Below are 22967 nucleotides of genomic sequence, written 5' to 3'. Positions count from 1 at the left end.
CCGACGAGCCTCGTACGGCCGGGCCGGGCTTCCGGGCCCCCGCCTCACCGGCGGGGGCCCGTTCACGTCCGACGGGACATGTCGCGACGGCTACCGCTGGGGGCGGGCGCAGACCGCGGACGGGCTGAAGATCCAGCACCCGGACCGGGTCGGCGCGGAGCCCAGCGAGGCGGGCACGACCGGGGCGGGAGCGATCCGGGCGGGCGGGGGAGCGAACGCCCACCGCGGCGCCGCCGACGGGAGCGAGCCCGCGCCCCCGCCGAACGAGGTCGACGGCTGGCCGCTCGTACGGCCCCGCCAGGGGGCGAGGCTCCAGCACGACGCATCGGTGACCGAGCGGCACGACTCGGCGAACGAGACCGCCAGCGGGGGCAGGGGCACCACGCGCGGCAGCGACTGGGGCACGTGCGTCTCGATGACCGGCAGCGCGATCGCGTCTCCGGCGGCGCCTCCCCCCGTGTCCCCGAGACGGCCGTCGGGCTGGGGGGACGGGTTCGGCGCCTCCCTCGCCGGGTTCTCCTTCGCCTCCGAGGTCGGCAGTGTGGGCCGGGGGAAGCTGGGGATGGTGACCGTCGGCCTCGGGGTGCCGCCGGACCCACCCGGCTTGCCGGCGCTCGGGGAGGGGGCGGGGCTCGGGCCGGTGCTCTTCGACGGAGACGGGCTGGGCGAGGAGCCGGGCGTCCCGGTCGCCGAGGGAGAGGGCGTGGGCGTGCCGCCGGGAGCGGGCGACGACGCGTCGGCCGTCGGGGTCGTGGCCGGGCTGGCGGCGACGGTCGCGGTCGGGCTCACCACCGGCTTCCCGGTGTCGTCCGCGGTCGGCGTGGCAGCGGGAGCGGGTGTCGTGACGGAGGTGCCAGTGGGAGTCACGGCGGGAGTGGCCGTGTCGCGGGCGGCGGAGCCCGACGTGTCGGCCGTGGACCGGGTGCCCTGATCGGCGGCCCTTTTCGCCGAGGTACGGCCCGCCCCGGAGTCGCCGGCGCCCGCCCTCGACGAGTCGCCGCTCGTGGAGGAATCCGTGCTCCTGGACGAGCCGGAACTCCTGCCGGAGTCCGCGCTCCCGGACGAGGTCGAGCTCGTGCCGGAGTCCGCGCTTCTGGACGAGGTCGAGCTCGTGCCGGAGTCCGTGCTCCTGGACCTGCTCGAGCTTCCGGTGGAGTCCGTGCCCGACGTGGACTTGGTCGTGGCGTCCGTCGAGGCGTCCCCGGAGGAGCCGCCGTCCGTCGAGGCCGCATCCCCCGTGGACGCGGCGGATCCTGCGGAGTCAGTGGAGTCGGTGGAGCCGGTGGAGTCGTCGGATCCCGAGGTCGTGGCGCCGGTCCCGGAAGCCGAGTCGCCGGAGGCCGCGGTGCCCGAGGTCGAGTCGCCCGAGGCCGAGTCGCGCGTGGCCGAGTCGCGCGTGGCCGAGTCGCGTGAGGTCGAGGAGGCGTCGCCCGAGCCGGCCGAGTCGGAGCCCCGAGAGTCCGGACCCGCCGGTTCGACGGAGCCGCCCCCGGCCGCGTCGGCACGCGACGAGTCCGTGCGTGACGAGTCCGTGCGCGACGAGTCGGCCCGGGACGTGTCCGCCGCGCCGGAATCCGTGCGCGACGAACCCGCCCCATCTGGCTCAGAAGCGGACGAATCGGATGGCAGAGTGGAGGGCGCCGAGGCGTCCAACGCGGGGTCGGCGCCCGCCGCGAAGGGCTGCGCGACGATCGCGCCCGTCGTCGCGGACACGCCCACAAGGAGGAGATTGGAGAGCAAACCGGCACGCCGGGGAGACTTGCGAGGGGACATGGGGGGCTCTTCCTCGTTCTAGGCGGTTTTGAGGGATTTCCAGCCGGCCGCGGTGAATTCCGGAGTACCCGGAAGGGCGGTCTGCGGCACGGGAGGTGGAGTGGGGTCGGGGATGTTGACCCAGTCGCCCCGGCCGTCGCCGCGCACGCCGGGATACCAGGCCATCAGCAGGGTCATCGCGTACGGGCTGGAGTACGTCGGGCCGTCGCCGCCCGTCGTCGCGGTCACCTGGACCAGCACGGACACCTGGACCTGGTCCTGGGCCCGGGCCCGCCACTGCACCCCGATCGTCTGCGTGCGCAGCGAGGCGCCCTCGGGCAGCTTGCCCTCCTTGGGCAGGCCGAGCGTCTCGCGCCACCCGCTCACGGCGGCCCGTGCGCCGTCACTCGCCGCCTTGCGTTGCTCGGGCGGCGCGTACAGCATCGCGGCCTGCTCGGCCTGCTCGCCGTCCAGGGTCCAGGCCGCCTCCAGGGCCGCCGCGGCCGCGGAGACCGCGCCCAGATCGGTGTGGGGGAACCCGACGGGATATCCCGCCTCCCCCTCGTACGCCAGGGGCTGCGCCAGTGTGACGGCCGTCGGCGCGGGGCTCGGGGACGGCGTCGACGAGGCCCCCACGACCCGCCACATCCCCGCGATCAGGACGACCGCGACCACGACGACGACCACCGCGACGACGATCAGGACCGTGGCGCGGATCCGGCGGGGAGACCGGAGATCCCAGTCGAGCGCGGGATCCTCGACGACCGGCGGCACTAGCGTCCCGTCCGATCCGGCCGCATGCCGAAGGACTGCCCGGCCGCGGCCGCGAGCCGCAGGTAGGCGCCCCGCGTCGTGGGCCGCAGGCGCAGCAGGTCCACCTCGGCGCCCTCCTTGAGGTGCGGGTCGTACGGCACGCGGATCACCGTCCGGCAGCGCGCCCGGAAGTGGCGCTCCAGCAGGTCGACGTCGACGTCGGACTTGCTCTCCACGGCGTTGAGCACGACGATCGCGTTCTTGACCAGGTCCGCGTACCCGTGGGCGGTGAGCCAGTCGAGCGTCGCGGCGGCCGAGTTCGCCCCGTCCACCGCGGGCAGGCTCACCAGCACGATCTGGTCGGCCAGTTCGAGGGTGGCCCGCATCGCCCCGTGGAGCAGCCCGGTCCCGCAGTCGGTGATGCAGATCGAGTAGTAGCGCTCGATCAGCCCGGCGACCGTCCGGTAGTCGTCCGCGTTGAACGCCTCGCTCACGGCGGGGTCGGTGTCGGAGGCCAGCACCTCCAGCCGGGCCGGGGACTGCGACGTGAACGCGCGCGCGTCCGCGTACCGGACGATGTGGTCCGCCTCGGCGAGCAGGGTGCGGATGGTCGCGGCGGTCTCGGACTTGACCTTGATCCCCAGCGTCCCCCGGTCCGGGTTCGCGTCGATCGCGATCACCCGGTCGCCTCGCAGGGAGGCCAGCGTGTTGCCGAGCGCGGCGGTCGTCGTGGTCTTGCCGACCCCGCCCTTGAGGCTCATGACGGCGATGCGGTGGTGTCCGCTCGCCACGGGCGTCTGCGCCTGCGCGATCAGCGTGCGCCGCTCACGCTCGGCCGTGGACTCCGAAGGGATGTACCTGCGGCCGGAAAGGCGCCAGACGAGCCGCCGCCATCCACCGGCCGGCTCGGGACGCCGGTTCGTGAGCAGGTGTTCCGCGGTGAGCGGGACCGTCTCGGGAACGGGCTCGGCCGGCGCGTCGGCCGACGTGTGGATCTCTGTCAAGGCACGGTCCTTTCGAACATGAGCTGTCAGCAGGTACGCCAGCGCACCGTCGTGGTGATCGACTCGGACGGGCCGTGGACGGTGAGCGGCGCGGTCACCGTCTCCGGAGCGCCGCACCAGTAACGGACCCTCAGCGCGCGCACGCTGACGACGCCGCGGCCACCCCGCTTCAGGGTGCCCTTGGCGGGCGTCACGACCAGGCCGGGGGCCGAGACACGCCAGTCGATCGTCCCCTCGGCTCCCTCCGAGACGGTGATCGTCATGGTTCCCCGGCCGAACTCGTCGAGGGTCACGGTCGCCGGGATCCGCAGCGGCCCGCTGCCCATGCTCTGGTCGTCCTCGGCTCCGGGGTCGTCGAAGATCCCGAGCGCCTCCGGGTCGCTGCGCGCCGTCTCGACCGCCACCGACTGCAGGGAGCGGCTGGGCGCCTCCCCGTCGAGCGCCGGGCCGAGGATCTTGATCCCGGTCACGGTGCCCGCCGCCCCGGCGAGGACGATCACGGCGATCTTCAGCGACGTGTTCCTGGCGAGCGGCCGTTCCCGGGGTATCACGCGCACCGGCCGGGTGGGCTCGTCGGACAGCGGCCGAGGCCGTACCCGGACCGGCCGCCTCGGCCGCGCCCGGTCCAGCCGCTCCTCCGGCGGCCCGGTCAGTACGGCGGGCAGCGGCCCGGTGAGTTCGGCGGGCAGAGGAGAGGGCAGCGGCGCGGCCAGAGGGGACGCTGCCGACCCTGCCGCCGCCGGAGACGGCTCCGGATACGGTGCCGGAGACGACGCGGACGGACCCCGGTGTCCCGGAGGCGCGCCCGCCGGGCCGGCGCCGGTTCGGCCCGGCTTCCCAGGAGTGTCCCCCGTTCCCGCCGCCCCGGGGGGCGCCGCGGGAGTGATGGGGATCGGCTGCGTCGCGGCCGCCGCCTCCGCCGCCCGCGCCAGGACCTCGCGGGCCCACGCCTGCGTCCGCAACGCGTTGTAGAGCGGCGTGTCGAACCCGGCCCCCGCCGGAGCGGCCCCGGCGTCGTCCGGCGGGGACGGCAGCGCCAGAGGCGACCGCCGCGCCGACTCCGGTACGGCGGGCAGCAGGCCCGGAGGACCGTGCCGCGACACGCCCGTGCCGTCTTCAGGCGCGTCTGCGCCGCCGTGGGGCGGTTCGCCGGGGATGTCGCCGGTCGAGCCCGTGTGGGGGCGGCGGGTTTTGCCGGTGTCGTCTTCCGGGGCGTCTGGCGTGGCGTGGGGTGGTTCGCCGGGGATGTCGCCGGTCGAGCCCGTGTAGGGGCGGCGGGTTTTGCCACTGTCCTCATGGGCGGTCGTTGTGCTGTCGCGGCGGTGCGGTTCGTCGCCGGTGTGCTTGGTCGTACCGGCGTAGGGATGGCGCGGAGAACGGCGGGGCGCCTGGAGGGCGTCGTCCGCGACCGGCTGCTCGCCTGTCCCCGCCGCGTCCGTCCCCGCGGGGACGACCCCTGCGGAGCGCGTCCCCACGGCGTCCGTCCCCGCGGGGACGACCCCTGCGGAGCGCGTCCCCACGGCGTCCGTCCCCGTGGGGACGGTCCCTGCGGGGTGCGTCCCTGCGGCGTCTGTTCCGGTGGTGCTCGTTCCAGCCCGCTGGTCGGCCGCCGGTCCCTGCTCGTCGGCGACGGTGACGGGAACGTCGTGATCCGCCGCGTCTTCGCTCCCCGTGGAGGCCGACCGATCGTCCGCCCCGGGGGTGCTCACGGCCTTCGCGCCGTCGGCCGAGGCGTCGACCACCCAGACCGTCACGTCGGAAGCGGTGCCGTCGGCGGCGGTGGGATCGGGAACGGCTCCCGCCGGAGCCGTAGGAGCCGGATCGGCCGGCGTGTCGGCCGTACCGGTGGCGATGTCCTCCGCCGGAGTGGACACGTCCTTCCCGTCGGCGTCCGCGTCGCCCATGGACATCCGGTCGGTTTCCGCGCCCGTCGCGGAAGTGCGGTCAGGACCGGTGTCGGCCGGGGAGGTGTCGCCTTTCGGGGCGGTGCCGCCCCTAGGAGGGGGGACGACGGGCGGCAGCGGGGCGCCGAGATCGCCCGGCGACGCGTGAAGCGACCAGGGAGGGTCCTCGCGTGACGGAGGTGTGAAGGGCGGCGTGGACGCGCCGGTCGCGCCCATACCGGGAAAGGCGGGCGGACGGCGGGGCCGGGGAATGCGGCCCGTGTGCCTGCCGGGCTCCTCGAAGAAGGATCCGGGGTCGAGCGACCCCGAGGACGCCCATGAACCGCCGGACGAGGACGTCGGACCGGAGAAGTCCCATGGATCGGCAGCCTCAGGAGAGGCGGGGAGGGGAGAGTCGGCGTCCCCCTCCAGACGTCTCCTCGACTCGTCCGTGAGGCGCTGGAGCGGCGGATGGGAGGTCATCTGCGGCACCGTGTAGCGGATGTTGATGGGCCGCTTGCACACGGCGCAGCCGACGATGTGCGCGGTCAGCGCCATCCGCCCGTCGGCGAACTCCTCCGGGGTGGGGGAGGCGGGCGGTTCGGGGAACAGCACGTCGAGCAGCGGCGGCAGCTCACGGCAGGCCGCCCGCCCGTGGACGAGCGCGTCCATCCCGCTCACCATGATCTCGATGAGGTCCTGGGTGCGGGTGGCGAGCCGCCCGGCGTCCTCCACGGACAGTTCCAGCACGTGGGCGACGTCCGCGAGCGCGAGCTCGTGCCGGTACATCAGCCGGAGGGCCTCGGCGCCCAACGGGTCGGCGAGCGTCCAGGCGCGCTCGACGGACCGCAGGTCGGGTACCCCAGGCCCCGGACCCGGCACGTAACCCGGCCGGTACTCGGGGTCGGTGCGGCAACGCCGGCGCACCGACCCGAGCAGCCACGCGGCGGGGGAGACGCCGTCGGGCGGCTCCCCTCGCGTACGGCACGCGGCCAGGACGGAGGCGACCACGAAGGGCGCCCTGGCGGGCCCGACGAGCCCGCCGGCGTAGTCCAGGAGGTGCGCGCCGTGGTCGTTCACCCAACCGGGCATGGTCATGAGCCGGCGTACCCGGCGGTGTCCGGCTCGATCCGGCCCGGTTCCCCGGCGGGTGCGGGCATGGTCGACGGGTTCATCACCACGAGCTCCAGGTTGCGTTCGGGCAGACCGGTGAACTTGGTCCAGTTGCTCACCTCACCGGGAGCCGGGTCGGCGTACAACCAGCGGACGAACGCCGGAAGCGCGCAGGAGTCGCGCGGGATGCCCCGGCGGGACAGCTCGCTCCGGGAGTAGTCGCGGCACTGGGGGGTGCCGGGAGGCGCGATGTTGAGGTCCCAGACCCCGTTCTCGTCGGTGTAGCTCATGCCCGCGTCCAGGCCCAGCGCCTCGGACGCCCGCTGGAGCAGCTCCGGGTCCTGCATGACGGGGAGGGCGTCCTGCATGCCGGGAACGGACACGTTGCCGCCCTCACCGCCGACTCCCGTGCCGGTGCCGGTGCCGGTGCCGTCGGCGGCTCCAGCTCCCGTACCGGTCCCCGCGCCGACGTCCGCTCCGCTCCCGGTGTCCGCGCCGGTCCCGTATCCGGCTCCGGTTCCCGCTCCGGTCCCGATGACCGTTCCGTCCGCCGTGCCGCCGTCCGGACCGCCGGAGGTCCCGGAGCCGGACGTCCCGGTGGCGCTTCCCGCCCCGCTGCCCGCGGCGGCTCCGCTCCAGGCGCCGTCCCTGCGGTTGTCGTCGGTGGAGCGGTACCGGTTGCCGTCCGTGCCGCCGTGCCTGTCCCTGTGACGGCCTCCGTGCCCGCTGCCGTCCCCGGCGCGGCCGTCGGCCGTGATCTCCGAGCCGCCGCCGGTCCCGGCGCCCGTGCCGCCCGTTCCGGTCGAGCCGCCGCCCGCGGCGCCGTTCGCCGCGTCACCCACGGATGAACCGCCCGTACCGGTGCCGGCCGTGCCTGTACCGCCCGCACCGCCGGCGCCGGCCGCACCGGTGCCTGTGCCCGTGCCGGCGGTGCCTGTGCCGGCCGCGCCGGTACCAGTCGTACCGGCTGCTCCCGTCCCGCCGGCAGTGCCTGTCCCGGCACCGGTGGCGGGCGGGGTCGGGGAGGCGGTGTTCGCCTGGGGAGCCAGCTCCAGCCCGGCCGGGCTCACGATCATGCGGTCGCCGTTGGGCCGGAGGAGAAGCCAGTTGCCGTCCGGCAGCACCTTCACGCCCGTCGCCCACGGACCCGGCATCACCCGGATCAGCTTGTTGTCCGGCCCGAGGATCGCGCGGCTGCCGTCGCTGCGCTCCACCAGCTTGGTGCCGTCCCGTGTGGCGCCGATGATCTTCCCCCACTGCCCGGCGGCGGGCGAGGGGACGGCGGACGGCAAGACGTCCGGGGCCTTTCCCTTGGCCGCCGCGGACGTCACGACGGGAGCGGGCGACGTCGTCGCGACCGGGGTGGCCGTGACGGTGACGAACCCCTGGGTCGGGGCCGGGCTCGCGGTGGCACCGATCGTCTTGGTGGTCACCGGGGGAGCGGTCGTGGGGGCCGGAGGCTTGACGGGCGCGGCGGTCACCACCGGTGGCTTCCCGGCCGCCTTCGCGGTGGGCCGGGGGGCGGCCGTGGCACCGGTCCCGCCGCCGCCCGCCTTGGGCGTGCTCTTCGGCGTGCTTTTCGGCTCGCTCTTCGGCGTGGTCTTCGGCTCCGCCGACCCTGTCGCGTTGGGATTGGCCGGTCGGCGCAGCGCGGCGAACTGACTGGCGGCGAGCACCGGCAGCGAGGCGCAGCCCTCCGCCGCCGCGTCCACGGCGTGGCCGTCCGTGGTCGTGGCGAGACAGACCCGCTGTTTCCCGGAACCGGCCGTGATCGTGCTGCCCGCGTCGGTTCCGGTGAGCGAGGACTGGCCCGTTCCGCCGGAGGCGAGCGTCGTCCAGGCGTCCGCGCCGTCGTCCAGGCGGTAGGTGCCCGCGATCAGGCGTGCCGTGCTGAGGTCGGCGGGCTGGGAGCCCGTGGCGATGACGGTTCCCACCGCTGTACCGGCCCCGAACACACCGAGCGCGACGCTCGCGGTGATCACCGTCGCGCGTGAGGGTGTCGACATGGATCCACCTCTTCCTCTGCTGGTGGTGACGTCAGGCGCCGTCGGTCTGCAACACTTCGCTCCACTCGCCGATCACCCGGACGAGATCGTTCGTCCCGGCGGGCGGTACGTAGGCGACATACATGCGGCCATACGTGGCGCTCACCCAGCGGCCGAACGCCTTGTGCGAGCTGCGCACGGCGGCCGAGCCCTTCAGGGAGACCTTCGCGCCCATGCGCCGGGCCGTCCGGGTCTCGGTGGAGCGGGCCGCGTACCAGATGAGCGCGCCGCCGTCGGTGGTCTGCAGCGCGCGCACGGCCCCCTCCGGCTCGTACGACAGGGTGAGCCCCCAGCCGGCCTGCACGAGTTGCGCGCGCTCCCGCTGCCAGAACAACGCGGCCTCGCTGGTCCACCGGCCCTGGGCGAAGCGTTGGTCGGGCTGGGCCTTCTCCAGGCTGGCCAGGTGCGCGCGCACGATCTGGCGCGGGGTCCCGACCAGGCCGGTAGCGTTCTCCGGCAGGCTGACGGCGTAGCCCGCGGAGTCGGTGGCGATCTCGGGAAGCTCCGCCGCGTTGACCCGCGCGTCGGCGGCGGAGGCGACCAGCCGCCACCCGCTGCCGGTCTTGGTCATCACGTCGCTGATCCGGGCCACCTCCGGCTCGTACGACACCGCGACGAACCAGTCGGCCAGGCCGTCGATGTGGCGGGGCACCCACACCCGGGTGTTGGGCCACATGCCCGACGCGACCTTGGCGCCCTCCAACCGCGCGGTCGAGATGCTGGCCTTGGTCATCTCCGCGGCGAGGCCCTGCTCCAGCTTCCCGATCGCGTCCTCGTCCATGCCCGCCTGCGCGCTCGACATCCCGTGCTGGAAGCGGTCGAAGATCTCGCTCGCCTTCTTGGCCGTGAGCTGGGGGGACGTGGATTTCGCGGCGGCCTTGGCCGTCGATCGTTTGGTCGCGGACGGGGACGGCGACGCGGAGGACGTCGCGGAGCCCCAGCCCGCCCCGGCACGCTGCGGAGGCGGAGACGGCGGGGAGCCGCCCCCGGGATCGCCGCCGCGGGTCAGGAGGACGGCGACTCCGAGCCCGGCGAGAGTCGCCAGCGCCGCGCCGATCGGGACGAGCTTTCGCCAGCGGGAATCGGAAAGGGTCTCGGGTTCCCACTCCATTGGGGGACCGATGGCTTCCCACTCGTGCTCGGCATGCGCATCATTGCGGCGTGGCCCCCTGTCTGGGAAATCTGATGCATACCGAGACATAGCCCAAGATATTAGACTGACACTGTTTCGTTGGGAAGGTAAATGAAGCTGGCAAATACCTTATGGGAATAAGTAGCCGAAAAGTCGGACTTTGGCCCATCCGAAACCCGCGAACCCCGTCCTACCGGTACAAGAGGTTCTCCAGAGATTAACTCGCCGTTCCGCCCGATGTCGCCCCCTCTGAACGGGTCCGTGCTCTGAGACCGCCGGCCGCGCGCGGGCTCCTTCTCCGGTCGCCGTCCATGGGCAGCACGTCACCGCGAGCCTCTCGGTGCGGCGTCCGCGCTAAGGGGGAGCGTGATGATTGCGGGTTCTTGATCGGCATCGGGTAGGGGAAAAGCGGCCGTTTCGGGGGACGGCGGACGCCGTTTAATCGCCGCCCAATTCCGCTGCAATTGCAAATGCGCGCGCATGTGCGGCGATTATCAAACGAGCGCCGGGAGTACGTACACCTCGGCCCCCGGCGGGAGGGCGCAGTCCAGCCCGCCGAGGCCGCTCGCGTTCGCGCCGCACACGTACAGCGCGATGTGCCGTCTGAGGTGCCCGTACTCGTCGCGCAGCCGCTCCTCCAGCGACGGGTGCGTACGGCGGAGCGTGTCGAGTGCCCTGCCCAGTGTCGGGGGGCCGTGGTCGGAGGCGGCCACGGCGAACACCCGTACCTCGTTCTGGTCGTTCACCCAGCGCCGCATCGCGGCCGGCAGGACGAACGTGACCAGCGTGACCGGCTTGGCCACTCAGAGCACCGCGACGCGGACGGTCAGCACGTCCGGCAGGTGCTTGGCGATCAGCGTCCAGGACTCGCCGTGGTCGCGGGAGCCGTACACCTCGCCGTCGCGGGTGCCGAAGAACACGCCCGCCTCGCCGGCGCACATCGCGTCGCGCAGCACGGCGGAGTGGACCGGCTCGTCGGGAAGGCCGTGTGTGAAGCCCTTCCACGTGGCTCCCGCGTCCTCGCTGCGGAACACCTGGTACCGGTGGTCCAGGGGCGTGCGGTCGATGTCCGCGCGCAGCGGGAACACGTACAGCGTGTCCGGCCGAGTCGGGTCGACGGCGATCGGGAAACCGAAGTCCGACGGCAGATCGGCGCCGATGTCCCGCCACGACCCGCCGAAGTCGTCCGACCGGTAGACGCCGAAATGGTGCTGCAGGAACAGCCGCTCGGGCCGCGCGGGATGCGCGGCGACCTTGTGCACGCACTGCCCGAACTCGGGGTACTGCGCCCCCTCCGGGAAGAACGGCGCGCGGATGTTCTTGTTGGCCGGCTCCCACGAGGCCCCGCCGTCCGAGCTGCGGAAGAACCCGACGGCCGAGGCGGCGATCGCGATCCGCTCCGGGTCCACCGGGTGCGGGATGATCGTGTGCAGGCACAGGCCCCCGCCTCCGGCCTGCCACTTCGGCCGGGTCGGATGGTTCCACAAGCCCTCGACCAGCGAGAACGTGGCGCCGCCGTCCTCGGACCTGAACAGCGCGGCGGGCTCGGCCCCGGCCCAGACCACGCCGGGCTCGGTCGGGGACGGCGTGAGCTGCCAGACCTTGGCCAGGGTCGCGCCCGTGTGCTCGGGGAACGCGACCGGCGGCCGGTCGGCCTCCTGCCAGGTCTCGCCGAGGTCGTCGGACCACATCACCGACGGGCCGAAGTGGCCGTACTCGATGCCGGCGAGCAGCCGGGGAACGGGCCCGCGCGTGTCGATCGCGACGGACGGGACGCCGACGGTGGTGAAGCGGACCGGCTCCACCTCGAACGGCCCGCCGTTCCTCGATCGGGCGAGGAAGAGTCCCTTGCGGGTCCCTACCGCGAGCAGCGCGTCCATGGTTGCCTCCTTGAGCGAACCTCGCGTGACGGCCCGGCCTGTCCCGGCCCGCCCGCTGACTGACGTGAACGGCGTGACGAGAAACCGGCGGACTCCGTCGACTCCGCCGAATCCACCGAATCCCCGCCTCGGTGAGTCGGAAGAACCCGATGAATCGTCCGGCCTCGCGTCACATGAACTGCTTTGTCTGTTTCGAGCGCTTTACCTGGCGCAGCCTTCCGACTCCGCCCCGTGCACGGTTATCGCCATCGTGCCAGGCGTCACCGACAGATTCGGGCGGACGGGCGATCCGGACGCCGGAGAAGTCGTTTCGGCGGCCCGACACCACAAGATCCACTCTGAACTGGGGTGACACCGCCGATGTAGCAGATAGGTGACAAAACCGAAATCAGGTGCGCCATTATGGGCGTGCCCGAATGCGAGATCCGTTGGAGAGACCATGCCCCGTCCGCTCATTGGCATCACCGCCTACCTTGAGGCCGCCCGGTGGGGGACTTGGGTGCGCGAGGCGGTGCTGTCCCCGCACGCGTACGCGCGCGCCGTGGAGAAGGCGGGCGGAGCTCCCGTCGTGCTTCCGCCGATGAGCCCGTACGCCGCCGGGGACTACGCCCGCGGTCTCGACGGCCTCGTCCTCGCGGGGGGCGCGCCGGTCGACCCCGCGCTGTACGGCGAGGCCCGCGACCCCCGCGCGGAGGAGCCGCAGGCGCACAGGGACCGCTTCGAGATGGCGCTCGCCGAGGTCGCGATCAAGACGGATCTGCCGTTCCTGGCCGTGTCGCGCGGGATGCACGTGCTCAACGTCGTCCAGGGAGGCACGCTCATCCCCTGGCTGCCCGAGGCGGTCGCGCACGACCGGCACGACACCGCCCGGCACGTCGTCAGCGTGAGCGTCTCCAGCAAACTCGGCAAGGCGATCGGCGACCGCGCCGAGGTGGCCGGGCCGCACCGGCAGGCCGTCAAGCGGCTGGGCACCGGCCTGCTCGCCGTCGCGTGGGGAGAGGACCAGATCGTCGAGGGCGTCGAGCTCCAGGGGCACAGGTTCGGCGTCGGCGTCCAGTGGCACCCCGAACGCGGCGCGGACAACCGGCTCGTCGAGGCGCTGGTCGACGCGGCCCGCCCCTGACCCGGGCGGAGCGGACGCGGCCGGCCCGGCGGGCGCTGTTAATGTGCGGCCATGGCGTTGCACCCTCAGGCTGAGGCGTACCTGAAGCTCTTCCCGTCCGACCTCAACGTCGATCTGGCCGCGCTGACGCTCCCGGAGATCGTCCGGATGCGCGGCCAGGACGGCATGGCCGAGCAGCGCGGGAGGCCGGCAGACCTGGCGGAGATCCGCGACCACGTCGTGGACGGCGTGCGGGTGCGCGTCTACCGGCCCGAGCCGGGCGACCACGCCCTGCCCGTGGTGGTCTACTTCCACGGCGGGGGCTGGGTCTTCGGCAGCGTGGACCGCAACGACGCGCTCGGCCGCGACCTGGCCCGCCGCTGCGGGGCCGTCGTCGTGTCGGTCGACTACCGGCTGGCGCCGGAGCATCCGTTCCCCGCGGCGGCCGACGACGCCTTCACCGCCGTACGGGACGTCCTCGCCCGCCCGGAGCGCTACAACGGCGACGCGAGCCGGGTGGCGGTGATCGGCGACAGCGCGGGAGGCAACCTCGCGGCGGTCGCGGCCTGGCGGGCCCGCGACGCCGGTCTCGCCCTCGCCCACCAGGTGCTGATCTACCCGATCACCGATGTGGCGATGGACACCCCGAGCTACCGGTCGTACGCCTCCGGATTCGGCCTGGACGCGGTCGAGATGGCCTGGTTCGCCGAGCAGTACGTCCGGGACGCCGACCCGCTCGACCCGCGCGTCGCACCGCTGCGGCTGGCCGACAAGTCGGGGCTCGCCCCGGCCACCGTGATCACCGCCGAGTACGACCCGCTCTGCGACGAGGGCGCGGCCTACGCCCGGGAGCTGTCCGGCGCCGGCGTGCCCGTCGAGTACCGCTGCTACCCCGGGATGCTGCACGGGTTCTTCGGCGTCCCCGGTTTCTTCGACGACGCCGAGGACGCGCGCGAGTACGTGGCCACGCGGCTCAAGGAGGCCTTCGCGTAGGCCTCACGGGGCGGCGTCCGAGGCCGCCCCGGACGGCGCGGTCAGTTCGCCCGGTCCTTCGCGGCGCCCACCCGGGCCCGCCGCGCGTGGAACACGAACGCGGGCGGGAGATTGCGCCACACGGTACGCCCGGGGACGACCTCCTCGAACGTCCGGGCCAGGGTCCGCCGGAACCGCACCGCCGGGCCGAGCATGCGGGCGTGCACGTACGAGAAGGTCGTGAACGCGCCGTGCGGGGCGAGCGAGTCGACGACGGCCCGCAGCAGCACCGCCTGCCGCGCCGGGGTGAAGGCCGCCCACGGCAGCCCGCTCACGATCACGTCCGCCGCCGCGAGGCCGCGCTCCGCGAGGAGCTGGGGAAGCCCCGCGGCGTCGGCGACCAGCACCTCCAGGCCCGGGTGCCGGACGCGCAGGTGGTCGGCCAGCCGGGGGTTGATCTCCAGCGCGATGTGCCGGCCCCGGCCGCCCAGCCGCCGCTGGATCTCCTCCGTGAAAGGGCCGGTGCCCGCGCCGAGCTCGACCACCACGGGGTCGCCGCGCTCGGGGATCGGTACCGCCACCGCGGACGAGAGCCGGCGCGAGCTGGGCGCGATCGCGCCCACAACCGCCGGGGACTTCAGGAACTCGCCCAGGAACAGCGCTGATTGGTTCGCCATGTCAACGGACACTAGAGCGGCCCAGGGGGCCTGATCATCCGTCCACCAGCCCATTCGGGTGGCCACTTGGAGGAGGGGAGTCGTCATCCCTGAGGAGGAAGGCCGCTCACGGCGGCCTCGATACCGTTCACTCATGCGATGGCGCGGCGGATACCTGGATCTCTCGCTCGCCGCCTCGGGAGTCGTGCTCAACGTGCTCATGGCCGCCTCCTCCTGGGGCGGCCCGTCCGCGCCTCCCTGGGCGGCGGCGGTCCTCGCGCTGCTAGGCGGGCTTCCCCTGGCCCTGCTGCGCCGGTGGCCGGGCCCCACGGCGCTCGTCCTCGCCGTCCTGCTGGCCGTCTACGACCAGCTCGGGGCCTCGACCGTCGACGCCGTGCAGATCCTGCTCCCGGTCGCGGTGGGTGTGCTGGCCCGGCTGCGCGGCTGGCGGTGGACCGCCCCCGCCGCCGTGCTCGCCTGCGTCGCCACGGCGCTGAACCTCGCCGACCCCGGCATCGCCTTCACGCGCGGCGCGTGGTTCTACACGGTCGGCATCGTCGCCGTCCCGGTGATCATCGGGCGCTACCTGCGCGGCGCGGCGCTGCGCCGCCCCAGCGAGGACGACGCCCCGCTGCTCGACCTCCTGATGGCCGGGGGCGGCCTCGCCCTCGCCGTGCTGGGGAGCTGGCCGAACTGGGACAGCGGCGTCCTCCCCGTCTGGGGGGTCGGCCTCATGGTGGTGCTGTCGGGGCTGGCGCTCGGCGTGGTCCGCCGCCTCCCCGGCGCCGTGCTGCTGCTGGAGAGCCTCCTGGTGGTCGTCGCCGACCAGTACTTCGGAGAGGTCGGCACCACCCTGCAGATCCTGCTGTTCGTCGCGCTCGGGGTGTTCGCGACCCGCGCGAGCTGGGGGTGGGTGGTCGCCGGATACCTGCTGACCTGCGCCGTGGCCGTGATCACCATCGTGGACGGCGACACGGAGGTCACCGCCTGGCGCGCGCTCGCCCTCACCGCGATGGTCGCCGCGCCCGTCGCCATCGGCGGCTACGTACGGGCCCGGCAGGACGCCGCCCGCCACGCCGCCGAGCTCGCCGCCGCGCGGAACCGGGCCGACCGGCTGGCCGAGCGGGAGCGCATCGCCCGGGACGTCCACGACATCGTGGCCCACCACGTCGGCGCGATGGTGCTGCGCGCGAGTGCCGCCCTGTACGCGGGGGCGGACGGCCCGGCGAAGGAGGCGCTCGACGACATCCGCGCCACCGGGCACGGGGTCCTCACGGACCTGCGCGGGCTCCTCGACGTGCTCAGGGACCCCGGCAGGGACGACATCCCCTCCGCCGATCCCGGCGACGTCGTACAGGACGCCGTGGCGCGGATGACCGCGGCCGGCCTGCGCGTCGAGCTCGACATCGCCCCGGAGACGGAGCGCGCGCCCCTCGTCGTACGGGCGTCCGCGGCGAGGATCGTCCAGGAGGGCCTGACCAACGTGCTCAAGCACGCGGGCCCGGGCACCGAGGCCCGGGTCAAGGTGGGGATCGCGGGAGGCGAACTGGCCGTGGAGATCAGGAACGGGCCGGGCGCCGCCGCGCCCGGGGAGCTGCCCTCGACCGGGCAGGGCATCAACGGCATGCGGGAGCGGGCCGGCGCGCTCGGCGGGCGCCTCACGGCGGGGCCGGCCGAGGACGGCGGCTGGCGGCTGGCCGCCGCCCTCCCCGTGAGGACGGAGACGACGGAGAGGTGCCGCCCGTGATCAGGGTGCTGGTGGCCGACGACCAGGCCCTGGTCAGGGCCGGGGTCCGGATGATGCTGGAGGCCGCGGGGGACACGGAGATCTGCGGCGAGGCCGCCGACGGCGCGCAGGCCGTGCACCTCGCCGAGCGGCTCCTGCCGGACGTGATCCTCATGGACCTGCGGATGCCCCGCGTGGACGGCCTGGAGGCGACCCGGCGCATCCTCGCCGCCCGCCCGTCCGCCCGGATCGTCGTCCTCACCACGTTCTCCGAGGACGAGAACGTGTACGGCGCGCTCCGGGCCGGGGCCCTCGGCTTCCTCGTGAAGGACGACCCGCCCGAGCGCATCGTCGACGCCGTACGGCGGGCCGCGCAGGGGGAGCCCCTGCTGGCCCCGTCCGTGCTGCGCCGCGTGGTGGAGCGGGCGCTGGCCGCCGAGCGGGAGGCCGTCCCCCTGCCGCGCGGGCTGACCGAGCGCGAGGTGCAGGTCCTCACCCTCGTCGGCATGGGCCTGTCGAACGCGGAGATCGGCGAGCGGCTGCGCGTCGGCGTGACCACGGTCAAGAGCCACGTCGCCGCCGTGATGGAGAAGCTGGATCTGCGCAACCGCACCCAGGCCGCCGTGGTGGCGCACCGGCTCGGGCTGGTGGACGCCGGGTTCCGGCCCGTCCCCCCGCCGGCGGCCGACGCCGTCAAGGACGCCTGACCCCGGCCGGACCGGGGGAACACGGCCGCGGACCGGCCGCCGGGCGGGATCGGCCCGCGATGTAGGGTCTGACCGTGGAGTCTGCCGAGGATCGGATCTTTACCCTGCCCAACCTGCTGAGCTTCCTGAGGTTGCTCGGCGTCCCCGTGTTCCTCTGGCTCGTGCTGGGCCCCCAGGCGGACGCGTGGGCCATCCTCCTGCTCATCGCGGCGGGGATCAGCGACTGGCTCGACGGGAAGCTCGCCCGGGCGTGGAACCAGACGAGCAAACTCGGCCGGCTCATCGACCCCCTCGCCGACCGCCTCTACATCCTCGCCACGCTCGCCGGGCTGGTCCTGCGCGAGGTGATCCCGTGGTGGCTGGCGGCGCTGGTCGTCGGACGAGACGTTTTCCTGCTCTTCACCGTGCCTATCCTGCGCCGTCACGGGTACGGCCCTGCCCTGCCCGTACATTTCCTCGGTAAGGCCGCGACCGCCGCTCTCATGTACGCGTTCCCCCTCCTGTTCCTCGCGTCCCACGAGGGGTGGTACGCCGAGATCACGGGCGTGTTCGGCTGGGCCTTCGCCATATGGGGGACTGGTCTGTACTGGTGGGCCGGGGTGTTGTATGTGGTACAGGTCCGCCAGCTGACAAGGGGGTGAGCCCGTGAAGGCCGTCGTCATGGCGGGCGGGGAGGGAACGCGGCTCCGGCCGATGACCGCCAACCAGCCCAAACCCCTGCTCCCCATCATCAACCGGCCCATCATGGAGCACGTACTCCGCCTGCTGAAGAAACACGGCTTCACCGACACCGTGGTGACCGTGCAGTTCCTGGCCGCGCTGATCCGCAACTACTTCGGCGACGGCGACGAGCTCGGCATGCGCCTGCACTACGCCACGGAGGAGATCCCGCTCGGCACCGCGGGAAGCGTCAAGAACGCCGCCGACCGGCTGCGCGACGAGCGGTTCCTCGTCATCTCCGGCGACGCGCTGACCGACATCGACCTGACCGACATGCTCAGGTTCCACGAGGAGAACGGCGCGCTCGTCACCATCGGCCTCAAGCGGGTGCCGAACCCGCTGGAGTTCGGCATCATCATCGTGGACGAGAACGGCCGGATCCAGCGGTTCCTGGAGAAGCCCACCTGGGGCCAGGTCTTCTCCGACACGGTCAACACCGGCATCTACGTCATGGAGCCGAGCGTCCTCGACGAGGTCTCGCCGGACCGGTCGGTCGACTGGTCCTCCGACGTGTTCCCCGCGCTGCTCGAACGCGGCCTCCCGCTCTTCGGATACGTCGCCGACGGCTACTGGGAGGACGTCGGCACGCACGAGAGCTATCTCAAGGCGCAGGCCGACGTCCTCGAGGGCAAGGTCAAGGTCGACTTCGACGCCTTCGAGCTCGCGCCCGGCGTCTGGACGGCCGAGGGCGCGTCGGTCGATCCCGACGCGGTGCTCAAGGGGCCGCTCTACATCGGCGACTACGCCAAGGTGGAGGCCGGCGCCGAGCTGCGGGAGTACACCGTCCTCGGCAGCAACGCCGTGGTCAAGGAGGGGGCCTTCCTCCACCGGGCGGTCGTCCACGACAACGTCTACGTCGGCCCCGCGGCCCACCTGCGCGGATGCGTGATCGGCAAGAACACCGACGTGATGACCGGAGCCCGGATCGAGGAGAACGCCGTCGTCGGCGACGAGTGCGTGATCGAGTCCGAGGCGTACGTCTCCTCCGGGGTGAAGATCTACCCCTTCAAGACCGTCGAGGCGGGCGCCGTCGTCAACACCAGCGTGATCTGGGAGTCGCGCGGCCAGCGCAGCCTGTTCGGGCCGCGCGGCGTCTCCGGCCTGGTCAACGTCGAGATCACCCCCGAGCTGTGCGTACGGCTGGCCAGCGCGTACGCGACCATGGTCAGCAAGGGCGACACGATCGTCACCTCGCGCGACGCCTCCCGCGCCGCCCGCGCCTTCAAGCGGGCGGTCATCAGCGCGCTGAACTCCAGCGCGATCAACGTGGTGGACCTGGAGGCGTCCGCGCTGCCCGTCGCCCGCTTCCACACGTCGCGCGGCAGCGCCCGGGGCGGCATCGCGCTGCGCACGAGCGCGGGCGACCCCCAGAGCGTCGACATCATCTTCATGGACGGCACCGGGGCCGACCTCTCCCAGGGCGCCCAGCGCAAGCTGGAGCGCATCTTCTCCCGGCAGGAGTACCGCAGGGCCTTCCCGGGCGAGATCGCCGAGCTGACCTTCCCCGCCCGCGCCGTGGACACGTACGCGCGCGAGCTGCTGCGCTGCGTCGACATGAGCGGCGTCAAGGAGGCGGAGATGAAGGTCGTCGTGGACTGCGCCGGCGGCACGTCGTCCCTGGTCCTGCCCAGCCTGCTCGGCCGGGTCGGGGTGGACGTGCTCACCGTGAACAACCGGCTCGACGACGCCTCGCCCACCGAGACCTTCGCCGAGCGCCGCCGCGACCTGCAGCGCCTGGCCGAGCTGGTCGGCTCCTCCCGCGCCGCCTTCGGCGTCCGCTTCGACCCCGTCGGGGAGCGGGTCTCCCTGGTGGACGAGATGGGCCAGCTCATCAGCGAGGAGCGGGCGCTGCTCGTGGTGCTCGACCTCGTCGCCGCCGAGCGCGGGGGCGGCCGGGTCGCGCTGCCGGTCACCACCACCCGGGTGGCGGAGATGGTCTGCCGTTTCCACGGCGTGCAGGTGGACTGGACCCCGACCAGCCTCGACGCGCTGACGACCGCCGCCACGAGCGGCGACATGATCTTCGCGGGGGACGGGCGCGGAGGGTTCATCGTCCCGGAGTTCGGCCCCACCCTGGACGGGCTCGCCGCGTTTTTGCGGCTGCTCGGGCTGGTCGCGCGCACCCGCCTGTCGCTCAGCCAGATCGACGCCCGGATCCCGGAGGCGAAGCTGCTGCGGCGGACCATCCCGACGCCGTGGGCGCACAAGGGCACGGTGATGCGCTCGGTCGTGGAGGCCGCCGAGGGCCTGCACGTCGACACCACCGACGGCGTACGGGTCGTGGGCGAGGACGGGAGCTGGGCCCTGGTCCTGCCCGACCCGACGCAGGCGGTCACCCACCTGTGGGCCGAGGGCGGCGACGTGGACACCGCGCAGGCCCTGCTGGAACGCTGGGCCCGCGTCGTGGAGCACGCCGCCGGAGCACAGTAACAATCTTCACGATCATGTACAAATCTTGGGGAGGTGACCTGCGGTGACGCGGGAAACGGTGTGGCGGGATGGACCTTCGGCCGTGCGGGGCTGTAGCGTTGGTCAGTCCGTGTCGAGCACGCTTTCTTGACCTTTGTGCGTGATCAGCGTAAGTTGCGGCATTCGCCGTCTGAGCAAGTCATAAGAGAGGCCGAGCCGTTCGATGCCCAGCGTCTACTGCACGCAGTGCGGTCATGCCAACCCCGAGGATGCCCGTTTCTGTTCCAGATGCGGTTCTCCGCTGAGCGCTCCCGCGCCGGCCGCTTTCGACACCACCTCCACGATCTCCCTGGAGGCCGTGGAGAGTGAGACGGGCCAGACCCTGCTGCCCGACCGGGCGGCCATCGAGCAGCTCCCGCCCGGCACCGCGCTCCTGGTCGTCATGCGCGGCCCCAACGCGGGAAGCCGCTTTCTGCTGGACAGCGATCTCACCACGGCGGGTCGCCACCCGGAAAGCGACATTTTCCTGGACGATGTGACGGTGTCCAGAAGGCACGCGGAGTTCTACCGGCGCGGCGGCCACTTCACCGTCCGCGACGTCGGCAGTCTCAACGGGACGTACGTCAACCGGGAGCGCATCGAGGAGTTCCCCCTCGCGGGGGGCGACGAGGTGCAGATCGGCAAGTTCCGGCTGGTGTTCTTCGCGCGTGGTCTTGGGGGCCAGTGATCGCTGAGGGAGGGGCGGGTAAGTCATGAGCGCGCAGGCGGTACGGGCGTTCATGAGCATCGGGGAGGTGCTCGCGCTGCTGCAGGGCGAGTTCCCCGACGTGACGATCTCCAAGATCCGTTTCCTGGAGGGCGAAGGGCTCATCGAGCCGCAGCGAAGTCCCTCGGGGTACCGCAAGTTCACCCACGCGGACGTCGAGCGGCTGCGCTACATCCTCACCGCCCAGCGTGACCACTACCTCCCACTCCGGGTGATCAAGGAGAACCTCGACGAGCAGGCCGCCCGTCCGAGGGCGCTGCCCCAGGAGACCCCGCCGGTGCGGCTCAGCCGCGAGGATCTGCTCCGGGCCGCCGACATCGACGAGGACACCCTCGCCGAGCTGGAGAGCTTCGGTCTGGTCGCCGCCGTGGCCCGCTGGTACGACGCGGACGCCCTGGAGGTCGCCCGCAGCGTCGGTTCGCTGGCCAGGTTCGGCCTGCACGCCCGCCACCTGCGCCTGGTCCGTGCCGCGGCCGAGCGCGAGGCGAGCCTGGTCGAGCAGGTGGTGGCCCCGCTGCTGCGGCGCCGGGCGCCCGGCGCGATCGGTCAGGCCGACGAGACGGCGCGGGAAATATCCGGACTTCTCCTCGAATTGCACAGTGCGTTGCTTCGTGGCAGTGTTCGCCGCGTTCTGGGGCAGTGACCGGGCCGACCCACTCCGGGTGTTACGTTGAAGGCCTGGTGATATGCCGCGCCACTTTGAGACGGAGTCGCCCGTGTTGCAGATGGAGGTCGTGGGGGTTCGCGTCGAGATGCCCACCAATCAGCCGATCGTCCTCCTGAAGGAGACGAACGGCGATCGGTACCTGCCGATCTGGATCGGTATGACCGAGGCGACGGCCATCGCGCTCGCCCAGGCGGAGGAACCGCCGCCGCGCCCGCTCACTCATGATCTGTTCCGTGACGTGCTGGAGGCGCTGGGGGTGCGCCTTCGCACGGTCAACATCGTCGCGCTGCGGGACCAGATCTTCTTCGCGGATCTGGTGTTCTCCAACGGGGTGGAGGTGAGCGCCCGGCCCTCGGACTCGATCGCGCTCGCGCTCCGCACCGGAGCGACGATCTACGCCAGCGAGGACGTCCTCAGGGAGGCCGGCGTGAGCATGCCGGACGACCAGGAGGACGAGGTGGAGAAGTTCCGCGAGTTCCTCGACAACATCACTCCCGAGGACTTCGGCCGTGCCGGGTAGGGGTTGATTTCGGGAAATTAACGCTTCACGACGCGCCGTGCGGGGTCGTTGACTGAGGATGCCCCCGGTCCTACGGTGCAAGGGAATCCACGGTTGTAATTCATGAACCCCCAGATCAGACCGTGGGATGAGAGAAAGCCGGAGGTCCGCAGTGGCGGTCAGCAGCGGCGAGGGAAAAGCGGCCGACCAGCATGATCCGGCCCGTCAGTCAGCGCGAGAGCGCGCCGGTGAGCAGGGCCTGCTGTTCGACGAGCGACCCATGAGACTGCCCGACGACATCGGGTACCGCGGTCCCACCGCCTGCGCGGCGGCCGGCATCACCTACCGCCAGCTCGACTACTGGGCCCGGACGGAGCTGGTCCTGCCGACCATAAGAGCCGCGCACGGATCCGGCTCCCAGCGCCTGTACAGCTTCCGCGACATCCTCGTGCTCAAGGTCGTGAAGCGCCTCCTGGACACCGGAGTCTCGCTCCAGCAGATCCGCACCGCCGTACAACATCTGCGTGACAGGGGAGTCAACGACCTCGCCCAGATCACTCTGATGAGCGACGGCGTCAGCGTCTACGAGTGCACGTCGGCCGACGAGGTCATCGACCTGCTCCAGGGCGGCCAGGGAGTGTTCGGCATCGCCCTCGGGCGCGTCTGGCGCGAGGTCGAGGGCTCGCTGGCCGAGCTGCCCGGAGAGCGCGCCGAGTCCGGCGCGGACGCGGAGGCCGACCATCCGGCCGACGAGCTGGCCCGCCGCAGGAAGTCACGCAAGACCGGCTGAGACGCCGTACGCCCCGCACGTGGCAGGACCCGGCGCGGGCAGGCCGGATGAGAGGCCCCCGGGGAGACCCGAAGACGCGGTGACCGGGTGAACATCCCGCCTCGGGGTAGGCGGTAGAGTGACGAAAGCCGACGACCCCGTGCGGGAGAGACCTCTTCACAGAGGCGCCGAAGGAGCAACCCTCCCCGGAATCTCTCAGGCATCCCGTACCGCGCGGGAGAGGCAACTCTGGAAAGCAGCACGTCCACCAGGCGTGCTCACCGACGGTGCAAGCCCTCAGGGGTGAAGCTCTCAGGTCGTAGTCCCGCCGCCGGTCGGCTGGTCGCGATGACAGAGGGGGAGACCGGGCGCACGCCTGCGCCCCCGAGGTCTCGACCGCCGCAGGAGGCTT

21 protein-coding genes and 2 riboswitches are annotated in these 22967 nt (G+C 72.7%); of the genes, 12 read left to right on the top strand and 9 right to left on the bottom strand.

All coding sequences use genetic code 11. The annotated features are described in order from the left end of the window. Window positions 1-90: 90 nt before the first annotated feature. Complete coding sequence (locus tag AWQ70_RS32445; RefSeq protein ID WP_157530743.1) at window positions 91-405, bottom strand: hypothetical protein; 315 nt, start codon at window positions 403-405, stop codon at window positions 91-93. A gap of 52 nt (window positions 406-457) precedes the next feature. On the opposite strand from AWQ70_RS32445, the gene AWQ70_RS32440 reads away from it, so the two are divergent. Further along, window positions 458-931, top strand: a complete 474-nt coding sequence (locus AWQ70_RS32440) for a hypothetical protein (RefSeq protein ID WP_157530741.1) — start codon at window positions 458-460, stop codon at window positions 929-931. A gap of 84 nt (window positions 932-1015) precedes the next feature. After that, window positions 1016-1795 (top strand): hypothetical protein, encoded by a 780-nt coding sequence (locus AWQ70_RS32435; protein WP_157530739.1) that lies wholly within the window; start codon window positions 1016-1018, stop codon window positions 1793-1795. Here AWQ70_RS32435 and AWQ70_RS32430 read toward each other — a convergent pair. From AWQ70_RS32430 to AWQ70_RS32400, 7 genes are all read right to left on the bottom strand, one after another. Continuing rightward, window positions 1792-2526 (bottom strand): hypothetical protein, encoded by a 735-nt coding sequence (locus AWQ70_RS32430; protein WP_067184884.1) that lies wholly within the window; start codon window positions 2524-2526, stop codon window positions 1792-1794. The two genes, AWQ70_RS32435 and AWQ70_RS32430, sit on opposite strands and share 4 nt — an antisense overlap. Then, the gene (locus AWQ70_RS32425) at window positions 2526-3509 is read right to left on the bottom strand and encodes a MinD/ParA family ATP-binding protein (RefSeq protein WP_067184880.1); all 984 of its coding nucleotides are present in this window, start codon (window positions 3507-3509) and stop codon (window positions 2526-2528) included. Before AWQ70_RS32425 ends, AWQ70_RS32430 begins: the two co-directional genes overlap by 1 nt. Window positions 3510-3535: 26 nt before the next feature. Next, window positions 3536-6484: a hypothetical protein gene (locus AWQ70_RS32420; protein ID WP_157530737.1), complete on the bottom strand. Its 2949-nt coding sequence runs from the start codon at window positions 6482-6484 to the stop codon at window positions 3536-3538. Window positions 6485-6486: 2 nt separating this feature from the next. Beyond that, the gene (locus AWQ70_RS40230) at window positions 6487-8511 is read right to left on the bottom strand and encodes a hypothetical protein (RefSeq protein ID WP_157530734.1); all 2025 of its coding nucleotides are present in this window, start codon (window positions 8509-8511) and stop codon (window positions 6487-6489) included. Between the two features lie 31 nt (window positions 8512-8542). Beyond that, on the bottom strand, window positions 8543-9661 hold the full coding sequence (locus AWQ70_RS32410; RefSeq protein WP_067184870.1) for a DUF8094 domain-containing protein: 1119 nt from the start codon (window positions 9659-9661) through the stop codon (window positions 8543-8545). Window positions 9662-10176: 515 nt separating this feature from the next. Continuing rightward, window positions 10177-10485 (bottom strand): ubiquitin family protein, encoded by a 309-nt coding sequence (locus AWQ70_RS32405; RefSeq protein WP_084518053.1) that lies wholly within the window; start codon window positions 10483-10485, stop codon window positions 10177-10179. Then, entirely contained in the window at window positions 10486-11562 is a 1077-nt protein-coding gene (locus AWQ70_RS32400) for a WD40/YVTN/BNR-like repeat-containing protein (RefSeq protein ID WP_067184867.1), read from the bottom strand. 439 nt (window positions 11563-12001) lie between these two features. Between AWQ70_RS32400 and AWQ70_RS32395 the strand changes: the two genes are divergently transcribed. Next, window positions 12002-12685, top strand: coding sequence for a gamma-glutamyl-gamma-aminobutyrate hydrolase family protein (locus AWQ70_RS32395; RefSeq protein ID WP_067184863.1), 684 nt, complete (start codon window positions 12002-12004; stop codon window positions 12683-12685). Between the two features lie 51 nt (window positions 12686-12736). Continuing rightward, the gene (locus AWQ70_RS32390) at window positions 12737-13657 is read left to right on the top strand and encodes an alpha/beta hydrolase (protein ID WP_067184858.1); all 921 of its coding nucleotides are present in this window, start codon (window positions 12737-12739) and stop codon (window positions 13655-13657) included. 41 nt (window positions 13658-13698) lie between these two features. Here AWQ70_RS32390 and AWQ70_RS32385 read toward each other — a convergent pair whose 3' ends face one another. Beyond that, entirely contained in the window at window positions 13699-14313 is a 615-nt protein-coding gene (locus AWQ70_RS32385; protein ID WP_067184855.1) for a class I SAM-dependent methyltransferase, read from the bottom strand. Between the two features lie 133 nt (window positions 14314-14446). Here AWQ70_RS32385 and AWQ70_RS32380 point away from each other — a divergent pair, with 133 nt between their 5' ends. The 8 genes from AWQ70_RS32380 to AWQ70_RS32345 all read left to right on the top strand — a co-directional run bounded on the left by AWQ70_RS32380 (window position 14447) and on the right by AWQ70_RS32345 (window position 22576). After that, window positions 14447-16039 carry a sensor histidine kinase gene (locus tag AWQ70_RS32380; protein ID WP_245647249.1) on the top strand — a complete coding sequence of 531 codons (1593 nt, stop codon included), beginning with the start codon at window positions 14447-14449 and terminating at the stop codon, window positions 16037-16039. Next, a complete protein-coding gene (locus tag AWQ70_RS32375) occupies window positions 16036-16725 on the top strand; it encodes a response regulator (protein ID WP_067184956.1) in 690 nt (229 codons plus the stop codon). The genes AWQ70_RS32380 and AWQ70_RS32375 overlap by 4 nt, the downstream gene beginning before the upstream one ends. Before the next feature lie 74 nt (window positions 16726-16799). Next, complete coding sequence (gene clsA, locus AWQ70_RS32370; protein WP_245647248.1) at window positions 16800-17366, top strand: cardiolipin synthase ClsA; 567 nt, start codon at window positions 16800-16802, stop codon at window positions 17364-17366. A gap of 4 nt (window positions 17367-17370) precedes the next feature. Next, window positions 17371-19875, top strand: a complete 2505-nt coding sequence (locus tag AWQ70_RS32365; RefSeq protein ID WP_067184849.1) for a mannose-1-phosphate guanyltransferase — start codon at window positions 17371-17373, stop codon at window positions 19873-19875. A gap of 202 nt (window positions 19876-20077) precedes the next feature. Beyond that, window positions 20078-20581, top strand: coding sequence for a double zinc ribbon and FHA domain-containing protein (locus AWQ70_RS32360; RefSeq protein WP_067184845.1), 504 nt, complete (start codon window positions 20078-20080; stop codon window positions 20579-20581). A 25-nt stretch (window positions 20582-20606) separates the two neighbouring features. Next, complete coding sequence (gene ftsR, locus AWQ70_RS32355; protein WP_067184842.1) at window positions 20607-21263, top strand: transcriptional regulator FtsR; 657 nt, start codon at window positions 20607-20609, stop codon at window positions 21261-21263. A 73-nt stretch (window positions 21264-21336) separates the two neighbouring features. Continuing rightward, on the top strand, window positions 21337-21807 hold the full coding sequence (locus tag AWQ70_RS32350; protein ID WP_157530732.1) for a bifunctional nuclease family protein: 471 nt from the start codon (window positions 21337-21339) through the stop codon (window positions 21805-21807). 151 nt (window positions 21808-21958) lie between these two features. After that, window positions 21959-22576: a MerR family transcriptional regulator gene (locus AWQ70_RS32345; protein ID WP_067184839.1), complete on the top strand. Its 618-nt coding sequence runs from the start codon at window positions 21959-21961 to the stop codon at window positions 22574-22576. 132 nt (window positions 22577-22708) lie between these two features. Further along, window positions 22709-22798: riboswitch (glycine riboswitch) on the top strand. After that, a riboswitch (glycine riboswitch) is annotated at window positions 22799-22920 on the top strand. Window positions 22921-22967: the final 47 nt, after the last annotated feature.

The organism is Microtetraspora niveoalba (assembly GCF_001570405.1).
GTDB lineage: Bacteria > Actinomycetota > Actinomycetes > Streptosporangiales > Streptosporangiaceae > Microtetraspora > Microtetraspora niveoalba.
The sequence above is the reverse complement of the archived record's forward strand: the minus strand, read 5'-3'. Positions and strand labels throughout refer to the sequence as shown.

Excerpts from the sequence above, each read along its gene's own strand:
- AWQ70_RS32395 (WP_067184863.1), top strand. The coding sequence starts at position 12,002 with ATGCCCCGTCCGCTCATTGGCATCACCGCCTACCTTGAGGCCGCCCGG.
- ftsR (WP_067184842.1), top strand. The coding sequence starts at position 20,607 with ATGAGCGCGCAGGCGGTACGGGCGTTCATGAGCATCGGGGAGGTGCTC.
- AWQ70_RS32385 (WP_067184855.1), bottom strand. The coding sequence starts at position 14,313 with ATGGCGAACCAATCAGCGCTGTTCCTGGGCGAGTTCCTGAAGTCCCCG.
- AWQ70_RS40230 (WP_157530734.1), bottom strand. The coding sequence starts at position 8,511 with ATGTCGACACCCTCACGCGCGACGGTGATCACCGCGAGCGTCGCGCTC.
- AWQ70_RS32390 (WP_067184858.1), top strand. The coding sequence starts at position 12,737 with ATGGCGTTGCACCCTCAGGCTGAGGCGTACCTGAAGCTCTTCCCGTCC.
- AWQ70_RS32360 (WP_067184845.1), top strand. The coding sequence starts at position 20,078 with ATGCCCAGCGTCTACTGCACGCAGTGCGGTCATGCCAACCCCGAGGAT.
- AWQ70_RS32420 (WP_157530737.1), bottom strand. The coding sequence starts at position 6,484 with ATGCCCGGTTGGGTGAACGACCACGGCGCGCACCTCCTGGACTACGCC.
- AWQ70_RS32380 (WP_245647249.1), top strand. The coding sequence starts at position 14,447 with ATGCGATGGCGCGGCGGATACCTGGATCTCTCGCTCGCCGCCTCGGGA.
- AWQ70_RS32400 (WP_067184867.1), bottom strand. The coding sequence starts at position 11,562 with ATGGACGCGCTGCTCGCGGTAGGGACCCGCAAGGGACTCTTCCTCGCC.
- AWQ70_RS32410 (WP_067184870.1), bottom strand. The coding sequence starts at position 9,661 with ATGGAGTGGGAACCCGAGACCCTTTCCGATTCCCGCTGGCGAAAGCTC.